Source organism: Paenibacillus sp. FSL K6-1230 (assembly GCF_038002385.1).
Lineage (GTDB): Bacteria > Bacillota > Bacilli > Paenibacillales > Paenibacillaceae > Paenibacillus > Paenibacillus massiliensis.
Genome location: NZ_JBBOCK010000001.1, coordinates 2,654,330 through 2,672,504, shown reverse-complemented (window position 1 = coordinate 2,672,504; position 18,175 = coordinate 2,654,330). Strand labels below are relative to the sequence as shown.

Annotated in this window: 19 protein-coding genes and 1 riboswitch; of the genes, 3 read left to right on the top strand and 16 right to left on the bottom strand. The window is 49.9% G+C overall.

Features of this window, described 5'->3' with window-relative positions:
- The first annotated feature begins 100 nt into the window (after positions 1–100).
- Positions 101–910, top strand: a complete 810-nt coding sequence (locus MKX74_RS11875; protein WP_018883006.1) for a helix-turn-helix domain-containing protein — start codon at positions 101–103, stop codon at positions 908–910.
- Between the two features lie 118 nt (positions 911–1,028).
- Here MKX74_RS11875 and MKX74_RS11870 read toward each other — a convergent pair whose 3' ends face one another.
- The 5 genes from MKX74_RS11870 to MKX74_RS11850 all read right to left on the bottom strand — a co-directional run bounded on the left by MKX74_RS11870 (position 1,029) and on the right by MKX74_RS11850 (position 5,732).
- On the bottom strand, positions 1,029–1,859 hold the full coding sequence (locus MKX74_RS11870; RefSeq protein WP_341178489.1) for an ankyrin repeat domain-containing protein: 831 nt from the start codon (positions 1,857–1,859) through the stop codon (positions 1,029–1,031).
- 34 nt (positions 1,860–1,893) lie between these two features.
- Entirely contained in the window at positions 1,894–2,718 is an 825-nt protein-coding gene (locus MKX74_RS11865) for an alpha/beta hydrolase (RefSeq protein WP_341178488.1), read from the bottom strand.
- A 211-nt stretch (positions 2,719–2,929) separates the two neighbouring features.
- A complete protein-coding gene (locus MKX74_RS11860) occupies positions 2,930–3,235 on the bottom strand; it encodes a helix-turn-helix transcriptional regulator (RefSeq protein ID WP_341178487.1) in 306 nt (101 codons plus the stop codon).
- Between the two features lie 438 nt (positions 3,236–3,673).
- Positions 3,674–4,225 (bottom strand): phosphodiesterase, encoded by a 552-nt coding sequence (yfcE, locus tag MKX74_RS11855; RefSeq protein WP_341178486.1) that lies wholly within the window; start codon positions 4,223–4,225, stop codon positions 3,674–3,676.
- Positions 4,203–5,732: a glutamate synthase subunit beta gene (locus tag MKX74_RS11850; RefSeq protein WP_341178485.1), complete on the bottom strand. Its 1,530-nt coding sequence runs from the start codon at positions 5,730–5,732 to the stop codon at positions 4,203–4,205. Before MKX74_RS11850 ends, yfcE begins: the two co-directional genes overlap by 23 nt.
- Positions 5,733–5,915: 183 nt before the next feature.
- Between MKX74_RS11850 and MKX74_RS11845 the strand changes: the two genes are divergently transcribed.
- Positions 5,916–6,299, top strand: a complete 384-nt coding sequence (locus MKX74_RS11845; RefSeq protein ID WP_028592546.1) for an iron-sulfur cluster biosynthesis family protein — start codon at positions 5,916–5,918, stop codon at positions 6,297–6,299.
- 103 nt (positions 6,300–6,402) lie between these two features.
- On the opposite strand, the gene MKX74_RS11840 is transcribed toward MKX74_RS11845, so the two are convergent.
- The 6 genes from MKX74_RS11840 to MKX74_RS11815 all read right to left on the bottom strand — a co-directional run bounded on the left by MKX74_RS11840 (position 6,403) and on the right by MKX74_RS11815 (position 13,645).
- Positions 6,403–7,263, bottom strand: a complete 861-nt coding sequence (locus MKX74_RS11840; protein WP_341178484.1) for an energy-coupling factor transporter transmembrane component T family protein — start codon at positions 7,261–7,263, stop codon at positions 6,403–6,405.
- Positions 7,260–9,476: an ABC transporter ATP-binding protein gene (locus MKX74_RS11835; RefSeq protein WP_341178483.1), complete on the bottom strand. Its 2,217-nt coding sequence runs from the start codon at positions 9,474–9,476 to the stop codon at positions 7,260–7,262. Before MKX74_RS11835 ends, MKX74_RS11840 begins: the two co-directional genes overlap by 4 nt.
- The gene (locus MKX74_RS11830; protein ID WP_025681020.1) at positions 9,473–10,054 is read right to left on the bottom strand and encodes an ECF transporter S component; all 582 of its coding nucleotides are present in this window, start codon (positions 10,052–10,054) and stop codon (positions 9,473–9,475) included. The genes MKX74_RS11835 and MKX74_RS11830 overlap by 4 nt, the downstream gene beginning before the upstream one ends.
- A 1-nt stretch (position 10,055) precedes the next feature.
- The gene (locus MKX74_RS11825) at positions 10,056–10,703 is read right to left on the bottom strand and encodes a YkoF family thiamine/hydroxymethylpyrimidine-binding protein (RefSeq protein WP_341180566.1); all 648 of its coding nucleotides are present in this window, start codon (positions 10,701–10,703) and stop codon (positions 10,056–10,058) included.
- Between the two features lie 162 nt (positions 10,704–10,865).
- Positions 10,866–10,976: riboswitch (TPP riboswitch) on the bottom strand.
- A gap of 70 nt (positions 10,977–11,046) precedes the next feature.
- Entirely contained in the window at positions 11,047–12,279 is a 1,233-nt protein-coding gene (locus MKX74_RS11820; protein ID WP_018883017.1) for an aminopeptidase, read from the bottom strand.
- A 70-nt stretch (positions 12,280–12,349) separates the two neighbouring features.
- Positions 12,350–13,645 carry an MFS transporter gene (locus MKX74_RS11815; protein ID WP_341178482.1) on the bottom strand — a complete coding sequence of 432 codons (1,296 nt, stop codon included), beginning with the start codon at positions 13,643–13,645 and terminating at the stop codon, positions 12,350–12,352.
- A gap of 166 nt (positions 13,646–13,811) precedes the next feature.
- On the opposite strand from MKX74_RS11815, the gene MKX74_RS11810 reads away from it, so the two are divergent.
- Positions 13,812–14,660 carry a polysaccharide deacetylase family protein gene (locus MKX74_RS11810; protein WP_341178481.1) on the top strand — a complete coding sequence of 283 codons (849 nt, stop codon included), beginning with the start codon at positions 13,812–13,814 and terminating at the stop codon, positions 14,658–14,660.
- On the opposite strand, the gene MKX74_RS11805 is transcribed toward MKX74_RS11810, so the two are convergent.
- The 5 genes from MKX74_RS11805 to MKX74_RS11785 form a co-directional block, all read right to left on the bottom strand.
- Positions 14,641–15,000 carry a response regulator gene (locus tag MKX74_RS11805; protein ID WP_018883020.1) on the bottom strand — a complete coding sequence of 120 codons (360 nt, stop codon included), beginning with the start codon at positions 14,998–15,000 and terminating at the stop codon, positions 14,641–14,643. The genes MKX74_RS11810 and MKX74_RS11805 overlap by 20 nt on opposite strands.
- A gap of 296 nt (positions 15,001–15,296) precedes the next feature.
- Positions 15,297–15,584 carry a hypothetical protein gene (locus tag MKX74_RS11800; RefSeq protein ID WP_341178480.1) on the bottom strand — a complete coding sequence of 96 codons (288 nt, stop codon included), beginning with the start codon at positions 15,582–15,584 and terminating at the stop codon, positions 15,297–15,299.
- 177 nt (positions 15,585–15,761) lie between these two features.
- A complete protein-coding gene (gene yidC / locus MKX74_RS11795) occupies positions 15,762–16,586 on the bottom strand; it encodes a membrane protein insertase YidC (protein ID WP_341178479.1) in 825 nt (274 codons plus the stop codon).
- Positions 16,535–16,879, bottom strand: coding sequence for a hypothetical protein (locus MKX74_RS11790; RefSeq protein WP_341178478.1), 345 nt, complete (start codon positions 16,877–16,879; stop codon positions 16,535–16,537). Before MKX74_RS11790 ends, yidC begins: the two co-directional genes overlap by 52 nt.
- A gap of 97 nt (positions 16,880–16,976) precedes the next feature.
- A complete protein-coding gene (locus tag MKX74_RS11785; RefSeq protein ID WP_341178477.1) occupies positions 16,977–17,990 on the bottom strand; it encodes an acyltransferase family protein in 1,014 nt (337 codons plus the stop codon).
- Between the last annotated feature and the right edge of the window lie 185 nt (positions 17,991–18,175).

Below are 18,175 nucleotides of genomic sequence, written 5' to 3'. Positions count from 1 at the left end.
ATCTGGTACTATCCTATCGAAAATTGACCTGAAGTGACCATACACAATATAATTATCACATGCACTATTTGCTCAAATTATGTACGGAGGTTCTTGTCTCGTGGATACTGCACTATTAACCTGTGATTATTCTTACCACTATAAAGCCTTCAATTCTCATTATACAAATGGGCTGACACACTACCTCTTCCGATTGCAGACCGAGGGCTCCAGCCGGGTCTTCTGTCGGGATCGCGAATACCAGCTTCGTAGAGGAGATCTGCTGCTATTGAGACCAGGAGATGCCTATGATCTTGCTGTAGATGACCCCGAGCAGGAGGACCGCATTTCTAGTGGAGACTACTATTTGTTCTGTGAAGGCCAGTGGATTGATGATTGGTGGAATCGCACCAAGCGACCACCCGTGACCCGGATCGGCTCCGACGAGAAGCTGGTTGGCTTATGGCGCAACCTGCTGCTTGAGAAGCGGCGCGGAGCAGACGAGGAGAACGGCGAATTAATCGACTACATGCTGCGAAGTCTGTGTCTCTATTTTGATAGAGCCATCTCGGAGCATACCCAGCAGGATCGTACGGTGTTTGCTGCACTCAGACTGAAGCGCTTCATAGAGGAGCATGCCACCCTCACGTTCAAGCTGGAGGAGGCTGCCCAGTATGCCGGACTTAGCCTGTCGCGCGCGGTAAAGCTCTTCAAGGATTACTATGGTCAGACCATGATCCAGTATGCCATTGATATTCGACTGAACGCAGCCCTGGAGCGTATGAAATACAGCTCACTGACACTGGAGCAAATTGCGGTTACGTGTGGATTTTCCAGCTATTCTTATTTCCACAGAGTGTTTCGATCCAAGTACGGCGTGACTCCGGTCAAATATAGAAAATACGAGCAGGAGGCCCCCTATCGCCTGTAAAGGTTCTTAGCTTAGGCAAAGCAGCCTCCTGCCTCTCATGGGTCAAGATTCGTATTCGATCGAGTCATCTAGCTTTTTACAGAACTATAGGCTTCATTGCGGTCAAATTGACAGCCTATCAGGATGCTCCGATTATGCTTACAATTTTGTCCTGCCCAAGCTGTGCAGCCCGCTCCAGCGGGGTTCCCTCGAACTTGATAAAATTTTTGTTGTACTTGACCTTCCTGTTGAAATCAACGCCATGATCCACTAACAGACCAATAATATCCTCGTATTCGTTAAATACCGTGTAGATTAGCAGTTCGCAGCTGCGGTCATACACACAAGAGATATCTGCCCCCTTGCTTAACAGTAATTCCGCCAGCTCTCTCCGATTGCGTCTGCAAGCCCACCAGAACGCTGGTGTGATCGTCTCAGGATGAATTCCGTTGTCTATGAGCACGCTAGCTCCTTCTACGTTGCCGGTATTTGTTGTCCATTCCAGAGCGTTTATTTTCGCCGTTGCCAGTTGGTTGACATCCAGACCCAGATCAATCAACTTCTGCGTCATTGCACCGGAGGCATATGCCGCAGATAGGAATAACGCTGATTCTTTCTTACAGCCAAGCGCCATAATATTCGCACCCTGATCCATGAGATAACGAGCCACATCCTCATGACCATGGTGCAGTGCCCATAACAACGGTGTCTCCTGCACCGTATTGCGCACCTCCAGATCAGCTCCTGCTTCTACAAGCCATTGAACGATATCCAGAGCACCGTCTTCGCAAGCGATGTGTAAAGAAGTACCGAAGTAGCTGCATTTCTTGTTCAGTGCCGTTGCCTTGATGGAGGACAGCATACGGCGAATCTCCTCCATATTCCCGGTTGCACAGGCATAGTTCAGCGTGTTCTCGAACCCTGCCGATTTCATTTTTTCATTACGTTCCTGCCGTACATCCTGAGTCATCTTCATTCTCCTTATTTGCCGTTCAGACTAATGATTACTCCGTAACCTCTGGAATGAAACTGCGCCGACGGAGCCATTGATGGCATAACTCAGGCCACGCCTGGGCTTGCGGATGTGCTTCTGCGAGTCCAAGACCATGACGCCCATCCTCGAAAATGTGCAGCTCAAACGGGATATTGTACTGACGCAGACCAGCAGCAAACATCAGGCTATTCTCGACAGGTACAGAAGCATCATTGGCGGTATGCCATAGAAATGCAGGAGGAGTATCCGCTGTAATTCGCTGTTCGGATGATACGGACTTCAACCACTCCGCACTTTTCTCTTGTGGACCAGATAAGGCTTGCTGGCTTCCTGCATGAGCATGCTCTCCGGCCATTGTGATCACTGGATAGCACAGAATAGCGATATCTGGACGACAGCTGAGCAGATCCACCGGATCTTCGAGGTCCTGCTGCCCTGCATCGAAGCATGTGGTGGTCATCGAAGCCAGATGCCCCCCCGCCGAGAAGCCCAGGATCCCTACACGGTTCGCATCAAGTCTCCACTCTGCGGCATGGTACCTGATAAGTCGAATTGCACGCTGTGCCTCCTCTAATTGGACAGGGTGAGCATGAGGAGCGACGCGATAATTAAGCACTAAGGCAGACACTCCGATCTTGTTCAGCCACTGCGCAATCGGCTCTCCCTCATGATTAGCTCTGTTCACATAGCCGCCCCCTGGGCAGACAAGGATTACCGGGTACGGCCCCTCTCCCTCCAGTAGATAAGGTGTAATGCTCGGACAGCCATCGTTAATGCCTTCTGTATCGAGCGGCATATCCTCCCAGAGTTTGATGTTCTTTGGCACATTCATCATTCGTAACCTCCCATTCATTCGTTAGCGTCTGTGCAACCTCTTGATAATTTCTCTATAAATACTTTACTTCTCCGCAGCTGGCGCGTTCACCTTCCTGAGACACTCTCTCCCATCTGTCAAGGAGGGTTACAGGTTCATTGTCTCACAGGTATGTCTGCCTCAAGCCTCGATGCTACTCATTGATGATGGTAGCTGGAGCTACAGCGACACGCTATACCAAATGTCCGGTCGATTCATTCGATTCATGATGTTCCTCCAGAGCCATAATGCGAAAACAAATGGAGAACAGGTTACGAATCGTACTTGTGCTCGTCTTCTTCTTGATATTTGTAATATGTACTTGAACTGTCTTCTCGCTGATATAGAAGATATCTGCAACTTCCTTGTTACTGAGCCCATAGGCTACAAGAGCACTTAGTATTTCACTTTCGCGTGGAGTCAGGTCATAGTAATCCGTCATCGTCTGTGACGTTCGCTGGATTTGCCGTTGTAGCGCTTCTTTTTGTGCACCGCTCATAAGATCATACATCTCTGAATTCATCAACTGCTCTCAATCCTTTTCTCTTTCGATTTCTGCATTCAGCCTTGCTACAGAAACGTTGGGCAATGATGAAGCTTAAAAATGAACTCTGATCGTACTGTGTTATCAACGTTTCTTACTTACTGCACGACAAATGCTACATTTCTACTGCTTAGTCCTTACTCGCTTTTCAATATCGGACTAAAGCTGTTATATTTTGATAGTTAATTGTAAAAACATTACCAATGAATTAGAGATGACAGATGCAATCGTTACCTCAGTATTACAACTGTAATTGCAGTCTGCATAATTACGTAATCATTCCGGTAGGAAGTCGGACGGAGTGACAAATTCCGCCCAACCCCACACCGCATAGCAGTATCAGGTCAGCGCTGCACTAAGTTAAATCAAGATAGCAGACCTGGTTTAAAGTACTTATTCCGTGATGCTGACCTGCATCAGAATCTCGCCTGCAAAATCCTTAATGCTAAATACGCCATTCTCCAAAATCCCGTACGAATGCGAGTAATTCCCTTTCGGAAGCGATATCGAGCCTGGATTACATAAATAGACGTCCCCCTCACTCCTCGCCACAGGGATATGGGTATGTCCCTGCAGGAATAGATCTCCGGACTGGAGTGGTGGCAGATTTTCCATGGAATGACCATGCCCGTGAGTCACATAGATTCTGCGTCCCTCATAGAAGAGTACAGCGTAGTCCGCCATCATGGGGAATTGGAGCAGCATTTGATCAACCTCGGCATCACAGTTCCCTCTGATTGCAGCTGCAATATGAGGTGACTGCTGGTTCAGCAATTCTGCAACTCCTGCAGGGTCATAGCCCTCCGGCAACGGATTACGTGGTCCGTGATATAAATAATCCCCTAGCAGTACCCAATAATCCGCCTGCTCTTCTTCATATTTCTCTACAGCTCTCTTGAGCCAGTACAATGATCCATGAATATCAGATACGAACATGAATTTCATCAGTCTTGCTCCTCTTCTGCAACTTATTAGCATTCAGCACATAGCGGCTTGCTTCTCTTGCCGCCTGTCGCCCCTCATCAATCGCCCAGGCAACAAGACTTGGCCCCCGCCGTATGTCACCCGCTGCGAAGATACCTTCTACACTGGTCATATAAGATCCTGCCTCCGCCTGACCACCAGTCCGAATATTGCTGCGTTCATCCCGCTCTAGTCCAAGCTCTCCGGCCAGGGCTTCCTCCGGTCCGGTGAAGCCAAGAGCAAGCAGTACTAATTGCGCTGACAAGCTATTCTCACTGCCCGCCAACTCGACTGGAAGCATCCGCCCAGCTTCGTCACGCTGCCATTCTACCTGAATCGTACGCACTGTGGTTACCCGATCCCCTGCATCTCCTTCCAGACGGGTCGTAGCAATCTGATAGCAGCGTGGGTCCTGCCCGAACCGTTCAATTGCCTCTGCTTGCCCATAATCCGTCTTGCGAACCTTGGGCCATTCCGGCCACGGGTTAGTCCCTCCTCTGCTGAGTGGCGCCTGCGGCATAATCTCCAGTTGCGTCACGCTTCGGCAACCCTGCCGGATTGCTGTCGCAACACAATCGGTGCCGGTATCTCCGCCACCGATGACGACGACATCCTTCCCACACGCTGTAATCGCTTCCTCCTCCATCCCTTGACTCAGTACGCTACGGGTGCTGGAAGTCAAATAATCCATAGCTTGGTGTACACCAGCCAGCTGTCTTCCCTCTACCTGCAGTTCTCTAGGCTTGGTGGCTCCTGCGCATAGAACTACAGCGTCATACTCTGCGTGAAGCTGCTCCAATAGAATATCCGTGCCAACTGCCACGCCTGTAATGAAACGAATCCCTTCTGCCTTAAGAATTTCTACTCTTCTGTTCACAATCTCCTTGTCCAGCTTCATGTTGGGAATGCCGTACATCAGGAGTCCGCCAATACGATCTGCCCGTTCCAGGACCGTTACCGAGTGTCCTTCCTGATTCAGCTCCCAGGCGCAGGCAAGCCCTGCAGGACCTGATCCCACAACGGCAATCGTTCTTCCTGTTCTTGACTGAGGAGGATTAGGCTGAATCCAGTCCTCCTCGAAGCCCATGTCTGCAAGGGATTTCTCAATGGCCTTAATCGCTACTGGGTTGCGGCTTAGCCCCAGTGTACAGGAGCCTTCACAGGGAGCAGGGCACACTCTGCCTGTGAACTCTGGAAAAGGATTCGTCTTGTATAGTCTGGACAATGCATCGTGCCAGCCTCCACGATATACGAGATCATTCCATTCGGGAATCAGATTATGAAGCGGGCAGCCTGCCGTCATGCCATTCAGTAGTCGTCCTGCATGGCAGAATGGTGTCCCACAGTCCATACAACGGGCAGCCTGAGTCTGTAGTGTCTCCTTATCCCACGGCATGGAGAATTCACACCACCCCTCAATCCTGTCCGACACCTGCTCCTCCGTCAGGCTCCTGCGTTCGAATTCCATAAAGCCAGTAACTTTTCCCATTCCAAATCCCTCCGGTCATCACTCGTATTGGTCGATCGAAAGACGCCTGCAAAGAACCAAATGTTTAAATAAATGACACTAGCTTACCATCGGATGGAAATACCAGAAATGAACTACGTCACGTAATGGTGTTATAATGGATAATAATAGCTATATATAGACACTTAGATAGGAGTGACAATCATGCATATTCAAATCAGTGAATTGGCCGCTCAGCGTATGACAGAAGCGCTCGAAGGACGTTCAGGACACTTTAAATTGCTATATGATACCGAGGGCTGTGGCTGTAATGGGGTCATTGTACTCCGTATTGTGGATCAGCCGGAGTCTTTGGACGAGTTGCTGGAGACCAATGCAGTGCCGATCTTCGTTGACCCCAAGCAGCGGCACAATCTGGAGGAGGCGATGCGACTCGATGCAGAACCCAACTTCCCTTCCTTCAGCCTTGTTGGGGATTCCGGTACTTACAGCACCAATATCCGAATCTATGATCTGCGCGCTAACCCAGGCAAGTCGGACATCATTGCAGATGAGTCAGCAGCAAGCTGCCTGATCCAGCAGAACTAATAACACAGAGTGGCCTACGATACTCAAAAAACCTCTCCACGCTTACCGTTCATTCGGCCAGCGGTGGAGAGGTTTTTTCACAAGCATGATGAATGTATACTCGCTACAGTTGTCCCCGATACCACTCTAATGTACCGAAGAGCGCTGCAAGCGCATAGCTAACCGCTACACCGCCAAGCATCAGCAGAAGGAAGCACCAATCGGCCTTGGTTATTCTCCATTGGACATAGAACTCGCGATGCGCTTCCCCTGTAAATCCTCTGGAAATCATGGCGACGGCTACACGCTCGGATTTGCGAATCGCACTCGCCAACAGCGGTATAGAATATCGCTTCACAGCACGTAGCAGCTTGCCCCAACCCCGCTCTTTGCCTACACCACGCATGCGATGTGCCTGCTGCATGATTCGCAGTTCTTCCCGAAATAGTGGAAGGAAGCGGAAGCCTGCCAATATCCCGTAAGCGAGCTTCGGAGGCAGCTTGCATTGCTGCATCAGACTTAATATGAAGTGAACCGGGTCTGTAGTAAGGATGAAGAGCAGGGACAAGGCCGAGAAGATCAACGTCCTTAAGCCAAGTGATAGAGCTGTATGCCAGACAGCTTCAGTGATCTCCAATGGTCCAATGCTGAGCAATACTGGTGACAGCAACACGGTGTCCTCCCGCGGAAATAGTGCAGCAGTCCATATATATCCGAGGGCCATGATGACAAATGGAGTGAACAGCAACAGCCATCTCCGCCAGGATATGTCCCCGGCGAGCCAAGTTACAGCCACCGTGAAGACCAATGCTACAAATGGAGTCACAGGATCGAAGGCAAAGGACAAAAAGAGCACACATAATGTCACCGTCAATGCCTTCATACTAGGATTGAGCATCTCAAGCCGGATCAGAGCTCTCTTGGGCGCTACCGTGTTGCCTGAATTGAACGATCCAGCACGGTTCATGGACCTTGGGACAGTCATCGGAGCCCTCCTTGTCTTACAGAAGGCTCACTGCTTCCAATCGTTGATGCGTTCACGGCGCCCGCAAGTGACCCTGACCATGATGCATTCAGTGATTCCTTAGGTGACTCATCTAATGAGTTACTTAAGGAATCTGATAACAGCTGACTGAACCGTTCAACAAGTGGTAGTTTCAGATGCATCATGTCCAATTCCTGCTTGGTCAGCTTCCACAATGCGGCAGGCGTGTCATCGAAGACAATGTGGCCTGCTTGTAGCACAATCACTCTTGTAGCAAATTGGCGTACCCATTCCATATCATGTGTGATCATAAGCACCGCCTTTCCCTGCTCAGCCCGGCTACGTAGTGCTTGCATCAGCTCCAACGATGCATATGCGTCCTGCCCATAGGTAGGCTCATCACAGATTAGAATACGCTGGTCATCCATGAGCATAGCTGCGACGCTCAGCCTGCGCTTCTGCCCTTGACTAAGGGAAAATGGACTCATATCACGTTGCTCCTCAAGTCGATATTGCTTCAGTACAGCCTCCACCCGCTTCTCGATCTGCCCTTCTGACCACTCCTGTCGCAGTCTAAGTGTATAAGCTAACTCGTCATAGACGGAATCCGTCACAAATTGATGCTCTGGATGCTGGAATACCAAGCCAATCTGGCGTCGCAGTTCCTCCTCGCGCCAATCATCCATGCTCCTGCCATTAACGTATACATGCCCTGACGCCGGAGCAAGCAGGCCTGTTAGGAGACTAGCAAGCGTAGACTTCCCAGCACCGTTCGGACCTGCCAACGCCACAAATTCACCTTCATGAACATGTAGCGACACATGGTGTATTTGATGTGTTGCTTGTGTTGCTTGCGTTGCTTGCGCAGGTTTTGCTGATATCTCAACATGTGCTGACTTTCGTTTCTTTAAGAAGCTATAACGACGCTTAGGGCTTCTTCCATGGGAATACACCAGCTCATGTGCTGCAAGCAACAGCTTCGGTGGCTTTCCAGATGAGTCGAATACGCCTGTTGTCGATGTATTGGCTGCTGCCAACTCGCCTGCTCGGGATTTCTGCTGAGCGGATATCATATGTTCCCTGATTGAAGATACAGCCTTCAGAGCTGCCTTACGGACCTGTTGGGGCTGGATACTCCATAATTGCCATAGCTCATTGAGGGTCAAAGGAAGCGCGCCCTCCACTGCCTGCCAATCCCCAATTTCATGCTGGCTTAACAGCAATTGCTCGTATTCAGCACTCCTTTCAAGAGTCGGCGTTTGGGTATACCCTACTTCAGTAACCAATAGCTTGGAACTACTTTCCTTGCTCATGGGTACGTTCATAACCTGCTGCTTGGTACTCTCGGCATCACTATCTGTGCTGACCCGCCCAGCAAGCTCTTTAATAAGCTGACGATGCAAAGTAACAGCTCTGGGCTGCCAAATACCAAGCTCTTGAGCCTTCGATGAGTACCTTCTAAAGTACTCGTGAGGCGATCCTTGATAGAACAGACTCCCCCGTTGATCAAGCGCGGCAATGCGATCTACGGCATACATCCATTCATCCAGTTGGTGCTCGATAAGCAGTACTGTCAGCTCTTCGGCCTGCTGGATCTCACGAATGCGAGCCGCCAGTGCGGTAGCAGCAATGGGGTCCAGATTCGAGGTTGGCTCATCCAGAATCAGAATTGAAGGCCGCAGCACCAAGGCACAGGCAATCGCTAGCTGCTGCTTCATTCCTCCAGACAGACTGTGAATGTAAGCTTGTCTGTAATCGCTTAACCCAGCCAGCCCCAGTGCCGATACGATACGAGCTTCCATCTCATTTCTCGGACAGCCGATGTTCTCCAGACAGAACGCCAGCTCCTCTTCCACTCGCAGCATACAGAATTGACTATCCACATCCTGAAAGACAATCCCCACCCGCTGAGCGATCTGAGCAGGATTGGCCTCTAGTAGCAGCTCGTTGTAGAGCCACACTTCCCCACATACAAGGCTGTCAACCGCATGCGGATAAATTCCATTCAAACAGAGCGCCAGTGAGCTTTTCCCACCACCACTGGGACCAAGAAGCAATAGCAATTCTCCCTGTACCAGGTTCAGAGATACCTCATTGATGATTTCAGAGCTGCCTTCCTCGAAGCACATAGACAGCGCTCTAGTCTCTAGGGCATAGCTTGGGGTGCAACTCACTCTCTTCTCCGTTCCAGTTCTCCTCTTATCCTGTGTCATGCCTTGTATGCGCTCTGCGAACGAGTCTTGGCAATCGGAAAGCTGCGTAACACTCCTGTTGAAGCCAGAGCATCCGCGATCCATTTACCCAATAAGCCAGCAAGCAATGCCCCACTAATGATTCGTACAATCAGCATAGCAAGCACCAGATCCATAGACAGAGCTGCAAAGCCTGAACGGAAGTAGCCCCAAATGAAGCTGAATACAGCTGCCCCCATACCAGCCAGCATAAGTACAGCCAGATTATATCGACGGTAGCGGAAGGCTGCGAATACCACCTCAGCGCCAAGTCCCTGAATAATTGCTGACACAATCAGAATCGGTCCTACGGTATTCCCGATTAGCACCTCTACTATTCCGGCAATCGTCTCAGACAACAGGGCTACCCCTGGCCTACGAATGATATAAGCAGTAATGATGGACACGATGAACCAGATGCCGAAGATGACCTCATACCCCATCGGTCCCATGAATCCCGTCAGAACATTCCCTACCTGCAAAAACAGCAAGTATACGACCGCGAACACGACAGATAGCGAGCTGAGCACAATAATATCCCGAAGCTTCCAAGAGGACATCTTAGGCTTCCTCCTTTCTTGCGCGAGAAGAAGGACTGTTGCAGGAGAGATTCACGGTCATGACCACATGAGATACACTCTCTTGTGTATGAGTGAATGACTGCTCCAGGGTAGCGAACACCCAGTTAGCATCACCATCCAGCCTGCTCGCATAATGCACACCTCCACCGAAGGTTCCATGCTCTTGAGCGATCTCTACAGCTCCGTATATTTTTTTCATGTAATCGGTAGTTCCCATCGGATATAGCGCGAACTGAGCGGCTGTCTGAATAGGAATTGCTGCACTGTTCATCTCATTCATTCGCTGATCATTCTCGGACATGAATACATCCCCCTCCGTATCCCCTGGGCAACCGATGGAGAACGTACCATTCAAGACGACATGCTCTCCGCTATTCGCCGCCTGCAGGAAGATCGCCTTCGTGACATCGAATACATGCTCCATTCGTCCACGTATACAGGTACTGACATCATCCGTCTTGCTCCATACTTTGGAAGTGTCTACCTTGCTCAGAGCATCCATGATAATGTCCACGAAATGATTGCTCATGGGATACAGGGAGAAGCGACAGCCTACAATTCGACTTGTCCCACATGCTTGTCCCTGTACACTTTGTTGCTGCGTGCTTCCTTCAGCCTTGCTGCTCATGGTGCTTCCTTCGTTCATTTTGCTCAGCCTCTTTCCCATAGAAGATTCGTTGGAATGCTTCTGTGACAGCTACCCGCACGAAAAAACCGCACGCTGTATGCGTGCGGCTGTACAATGACCTATAGGTAATCTAACACTAGTAATAGCATTAGCCTAATAATTCTGTCAGTCACTGCACTTCCCCACGCTAGTATGATCTAGATCGGGTAAGAAGGGTTAACCACGTCCACCGGACAGGTCTCTCAGCCAATAAAGGCACCCCTAGTGCATGTCTCATTCAATTGTATTCCAATCGGTACTCATTATACAGGGTTTCCCCTTGTTGTAAAGGAGAAATTAGCAATTAGTACGCCCAGTTCCCTTTACGGAATACCGCTTCCACCGTACCATCCTGTAATTCTCCGTCAATATCCATCTCAGCTGAGCCAATCATAAAGTCCACATGTGTCAAGCTGACATTGCAGCCACGACGCAGCAGCTCCTCCTCCGATAGCTCCGTTCCACCCTTCATCGTTCCCGGGTAGGCGCTTCCCAAGGCCAGATGGCAGGATGCATTCTCATCCACACCTGTATTGTAAAAGATACGGTTCAGATTCGAGATGGGCGAATCGTGAGGAACAAGCGCTACCTCTCCAAGGTACTGCGCACCCTCGTCCGTCGCTAGTAGATTCTTCAGATGCTCCTCACCAGACGCAGCGGAGTATTCAACAACCTTACCATCCTTGAACGTCAGCTTCAATTGCTCCACCAATTGACCATTCAAATTGAGCGGCATGGTACTTGTCACGACTCCGTTGACTCCATCACGCTTCGGCATCGTGAAGACCTCTTCGGTCGGCATATTCGGCACAAAGATATCCCCACGTGCGTTGGGACCACCGCAGGCCCCCCACAGATGCCCTTCAGCCAGCTCGACCTGCAGGTCCGTTCCTGGTGCGCGGAAGTGAAGCTTCTTGTAGTTTTTATCGATTAGCTTGATCTGCATGTCTCTCAGATTAGCCAAATGCTGCTGCCAGTTCTCAATGGCATTTCCCTCGCCTACCCGGTTCATGCGGAAGATCGTATCCCACATGACCCGAATACGGTCCGCTTCAGGAACATCGGCAAATACCTTGTCCGCCCAAGCCTTCGTTGGCGCCTTGATCAGACACCAGCTAATCTTGGAATTACGGGTATATTCGCTATATTTGCGGCGTGCCTTGGCTGCCGCCTTGTTCGCTCTGGATACCTTCGACGAATCAATCCCTTCGAACAGGTCAGGATTAGGCACCTTAATGAACAGCGTCGCACCACCTTCCTCGGCGAACCGCTCCAACATGTCGGCTTCCCACTGCGGATAGAAGTCAAAGACCTCATCAGCGCCGTGTTCGAATTTGGCCTTGGCCAGCTCATCATCCTCCAGGTCTACGTGCACATGCTTAGCGCCAGCCTTGTAGGCTTCCTTGACAATGAGTCTTGTCAGTTCCAGTGTCTCCACAGGTGCAGTTACACGCAATGCCTGCCCAGGCTGAATATTAACGCCGACCTTGACGACAAGCTCGGCGTATTGTGCCAGTAGCTGTTCAAAATTTTCCATTACAGCATTCATCTCCGATTCATTAACATAGAATTCAAGGCAAACCTCGCATTCTATCATATCGAACATTTCAAGATTTCGCCAGCAAGACACGTCTGCCTACCGTCATGGCAAGCAGCAGCAAGAGAATTCCAATCCCTGTAGGAAAACCATATAGCTCAATCCAGCCCAGATGCTCGGGAAGGTCTTTCATGCGGTCATACAGCAGCCCGCCAATAAGCGGTCCCCCGAAGGAGGCAAGCCCCGTCATACTGGAATACATCGCAATGAACATTGGCCGTTCACTCTTGGGCGTATCCCCAATGGTAAAGTTAAAGGCAAGCTGGTTGAACCCACCCACTCCGATGCCGAGAAAAATATGCGAGATGAGCAGCACAACAAGCGCCGGTGCAAGCGGGAGTAACAGCCATGACAGGCAGGAAGCGGCGATCAACGGCAATGTCCAGAAGAGAAGACGCTTATTGCTGTATCGCGCATTCAGGTTCCCCCAAAAGTAGAAGCTAATCATCATTGCAACCGTTTGCACAACCGTGATAATGGATACCTGACTATAGCTAATTTGTAGCAGTTCCAGCATGGCGTAAGAATATAACGGCACAACCAATGTCTGCAGCAGCAGCCAGCTTGCCAGAAAAGCAGAAGCCCGCATGAAGCCTGAATCCTGCAGTGGCTTGCGCAGCATAGGTAAGTAAGCGGTTTCCTTAGAGCGTTCAAATGGCAAATCCGGATAAAAGAAAAACGCCACAATATTGGCCACTGCACAAATCCAGATAGGGATAAATAACAGCAAGAACCCCGTCTCACCAGGGTAATGATCCAGCAGTATGCCACCTGAGAATAGACACACACTGCCAAGCGCATTCAGGATCGTATTACGGATACCAAAATGTCTTCCTCTTACTTTGGCGGGAACAATATCGCTAATCATAGATGTCCAGAGCATACCTGATACGGCACTGGCCGAGAAAGCTATCGCATAGACCGTTATGTAGACCCCTACCCATAAAGGCTTGGGGAAAATAAATGGAATCAAGCCCGTGCTTGCCCAAAGGAGGCGATGAACGATGATGAAGCTGATCAGCGTCCATTTTCGGCTACGAATGCGCTGAATGGCATATGCAATATAGAGCTGGCCGATGTTCACAAGTGTCGTGATGGCCAGTACGAAACCGATTTGACTAGACGTCGCCCCCAGATAAAGCAAATACCCTGTCAGGAACGGCCCGCCAAGCAACGTCTGAAAAATCGTCGAGGGAACACCCTCCCATGTAGCAATACGAAGATGACGTCGCTGCTCGGACAGCTTTCTGCGCGGCTTCGGACGCTGGGACGGTCTGTGCTGTGTCAACAGATGTTGAATAACCATACTCTCCTTTGGCCTACTATGCATTCCCTTAGGCATAATAATTCGACTTCTCCCACCTATTCTACTCACGCCCATGCTCGTGTCAATGATCATTATTTATCACTGTATAACACTTTTTTGTCATCGCTAGCCTTCGCACTTTCACAAGGCTTGGAGCTGCTAATTGATGGATGTATACGTGGTTTCCATTTCAGGGATTCTATATAACGTTGTAGTGCAGAATACCAATAATTCAAGGGGAGTGGTTGTATTGTTCCGATGGATGTCCATCATTTGCTCCATGCTATGCTTATCGTTAATTGCTGTACCGAATAGCGCGGCGACAGCTCCCGTCAAGAAGGACCGCTTCTATTATGAAAATAAAGGCGAGGTCTATTGGGAGGTACGGACAGATCAAAAGATGATTGCACTAACATTCGATGACGGGCCTGACCCGCAGCAAACCGTTGAAATTCTCGAGATCCTGAAGCAATATGATGCAAAGGCAACTTTTTTCGCGGTGGGAGAGAAAATAGCCAAATATCCGGAGATTGCAAAAAGAATTGTTACAGAGGGGCACGAGCTTGGCAATCATACATACCACCATAGGATGTTCCGGCTTCCAGCGAATGCAGAGGCAGTGAGAGCTGAGATGGACCAGACCGAGCAGGAGATTGTACGGGCAACTGGCAGCCACTCTTCGCTATTCCGTCCACCAGGCGGTATTTATGATGAGACGATTGTCAATGTGTCGAAGGAAATGGGCCTAACCCCAATCATGTGGTCCTGGCATCAGGATACACACGACTGGAGTAGACCTGGAGTTCGTAAAATTGTTAACAAGGTGCTGAGGAACGCCCATAACGGCGATATTGTGCTGTTCCATGACTATGTCAGTGGAGGCTCACAGACAACGACGGCCCTGAAGGAAATTTTGCCAGAGCTTCTGAGACAGGGCTATCGGCTGGTAACTGTATCCGAGTTGATTAAGCCACCTATTATTTCTATCCCCGACCCTACTTCAACAGGTTCGTGATGCTTTGCTTGATTTTGTCATTCTGGAACGGCTTTACGATGAAGTCCTTGGCTCCCGCCTTGAAGGCTTCGATGATCACCTCATGCTGGCCCAGTGAGGAGCAGATTAGTACCCTCGCCTCTGGGTCAGCCTTGACGATTTCTCGCACAGCATCAATGCCGTTCATCACAGGCATATTGACATCTGTGGATACAAAGTCAGGCCTCAGTTGTAAATACAAGCTTATCGCTTCACGACCGTTGCTCGCTTCGCCAATAACCTGATGCCCCATTCCAGTAATAATATCCTTCAGAACATTGCGCATGAACATGGAGTCGTCCACAATAATACAAGTAGCCATTTGTTTTCCCCTTCCGAAAGCCAAAGACAGATAACAAGCACGAAGACTGTAGCCTATCCGTTGGCAGCTGCATATATGCTCAATATCGGAGAAAATGTGGGGAACTTGATAGATAGGCAAAAAACGCGACCGGGGTACGATATTTGTAGGTCTTTATATCTCGGCACCCTGTTCGCGGACCTGCAGAGACGTACACAAATACGTACTCACGGTTCGTCACCTCTCAATCAGCAAGCAGGGTTCCATGTGTGAATGCGCATCTGTGCCCCTGACTATTTTCACGCTGACATGTGATGTCATCCGCCTGAACGACTCACACGTTGATAGGCCTGGATGAAGGCCTTGGGATCATCCCGCACCTGATACGAATAGACACCCGTGCCTGTGTGCAGGTAGAGCAGTCCCCCTTCGCCGAGCTTGCGGTAGGACATATCAAATATCTGCCGTAGCGAAAATTCACGATACCGAGTCACGACCCGATCCGTGTACAAATACATGGTACGTTCATCTACAATTGCTTTCTGCTCCAGCCCATTTACCTCACGCTGTACCTTCTGATAAGCCTGTATCGCTACCCAGTCCATCCGTTCACCTCTTTCATGTATGTTCTATCCGTAGCTCTCAGTATATGTTCAAGCTTCTTGCTAACAGCCTAGCATATTCCGTCCTTGCTCTCCACTCAGCCGTTTTTTAACATATCTGCTTAAACACAAACAGACCGCCCGGGTCGCAGCCCTGTTGGACGGTCTGTAATTCATAGATTATGAAGCGTGCTGTGGTGCAGGCAATGCCTGCTCCTCTGTCGGATACAGTCTGCGGAACCAGATCGACTGCAGCAGCAGGAATGAGCCGCTGACCATCCAGTAGAGCGGCATAGCCGCTGGAGCACTGAATGAGAACACTGCCATCATGAGCGGAGACAGGTAGCCCACCAGTGCAAATTGCTTCCGCTGCTCAGGCGACATACTGGCCTGTGACACCCGAGCCTGGAGCAGATAGATTCCGGCTACGACAATGGCCATGATGATATCCGGCTTGCCAAGCTGGAACCACCAGAAGGAGTGGCTGGATAGCTCCGGCGTCAGACGAATGGCGGTATACATGCCTGAGAGAATCGGCAGCTGAATCAGAATGGGCAGACAGCCGATATTGAGCGGATTGAATTGATGCTCCTTGTAGATCGCCATCATTTCCTGCTGCATTTTCTGTTGGCTAGCTGAATCCTTCTTGCTCTCGTACTTCTGCTTGAGCTCGTCCAGCTGTGGCTGCATGGCAGACATCTTCTGCTTCATTCCCTGCTGTGCACGCGCTTGGCGCATCATCAGAGGCAGGAGTGCCAAGCGCACGATCAGTGTAAGCGCGATGATGGATAAACCATAGCTTCCACTGAACCAAGCGGCAAGCTGCTGTAATACTAGGGACAGCGGGTATACGACGTAGTGATTGAAGAACCCTGGTGTCTGGCTGTCAATTTGTGCCGCCTGAGTACCGCAACCGGATAGTAGCATAACTATTGCTAATAAGGCGATAATTCCTAAAATCCGTACCTGAACTGACCGGAAAGTGAATCCCTTGAATGACTCCATAATGCTCCTCCTCGTTGAATGTTCTTCTTGAGCTTCAACGAGGTATGACAAGCAGATATATCATCATCCGGAGCTTCTCTACGACGAATGACACGGGATAAATGGCCAGACAACTGACGAATATGAATGCAGAGCTGAGGACTGCTGACCGTATCGCTCCACAAGCTGCCACCTTCGTAATCAAGCCAGTACTTCGTCACTCCGCAATAAAGATGTGCGATGTAGGCATAGCTGACTGTGCAGATGAGGCCAATGGTGAATATATACGGAATCAAATCATGTAATTCCAGCAAGGGATTCACCTCCTTTCATGTCCCTTCATTGTACCATGCCATGACGCAGATCGCACGAGTTGCTGGCGATGACACAACTTCGTCATGATATAGACATTTACTGCCACTGTCGCCGTTTCTCTCCTTTGAATATTCGCTCCAAGCGTGGCTCAACTAACCAGCTCATAGACATGATTACACGTCCCGATGAGAGTAACAGTGTCAGGAGCAGACCAACCAGGATCACCAGGACAAGGCTGGGTGCTGAGGCTGCAACGAAATAGGAATAGAACTCAGTAGCCAGCAAGCCTTTTACAACAAACCCATGCAGCAGGTAGACATACACCGTATGCTGCCCCTGCTCCGAGATCAAGGGAAGACGACGGGCAGGCACGAGCAGTAACACACAGCCGCCTATAAACGTAGCTCCCGCGATATGGAGCAGACGATACAGGCCCGCGTACCATTCGGAGTGGCCGAGTGAGACATAGGAGTAACTGCCATAGAGCCACTGTGCATTCCAGTACTGGCCATACCACGCATAGGCCATGTACAGCACGCCAAGAGCTAAGCCCGCCACTAACCGCATACCTGGGGTCCGCAGCCGATCGAGCTTGCTTTTATCCAGCAGGTAGCCTGCCAGAAAAAAAGGAAAAAACACAAGTGTCCGTGAGATACTCGCATAATATTCCGCATCCGCTGCGTAACCAGCAAGCACAGCAACCGCAATGGATAGTGGGAGTGCGTACTTTACCTTGACGGCGAACGGCAGCACTGCCTTCCAAATGATCATGCTGAAGAAATACCACATCAGCCAGTAGGGCGTGAAATAGGAAAAGCTGAGCCTGGATGTCCCTAATATAGCGTAATCGAACAAGGAGTACAGGCTCTCAAAAATAAAATAAGGGACCACCAATTGACTGATGACCCTTGTCGTATACTTGGAGTTGTCGATCTGCTTGCTGAAGTAGCCAGATACCATGACAAATAGTGGAATATGAAACGTATAAATCGTCAAATACAAGGGCTGTAGTACCGTATTGTCCGGTAGTGGTTCGATGAGATGGCCGACGACCACAAGCATGACCAGCAGCCACTTCAGATTGTCAAAATAAGCATCCCTCGACTTCATATAATCCCTCCCCGTTCCAGCAGGTGGTCAGAATCGTCGCATGTGTAATAGGCCACATAGTACTGTACAGTACATCTCTGTACTGTGCTGTGCTGTATTTAACCTATCTGCGCACTCTTTACCCCGAAGGAGGGAATATGAACCCGAATATGTCTCGTTGTCATCTTTCCATTATTCGTCAATTC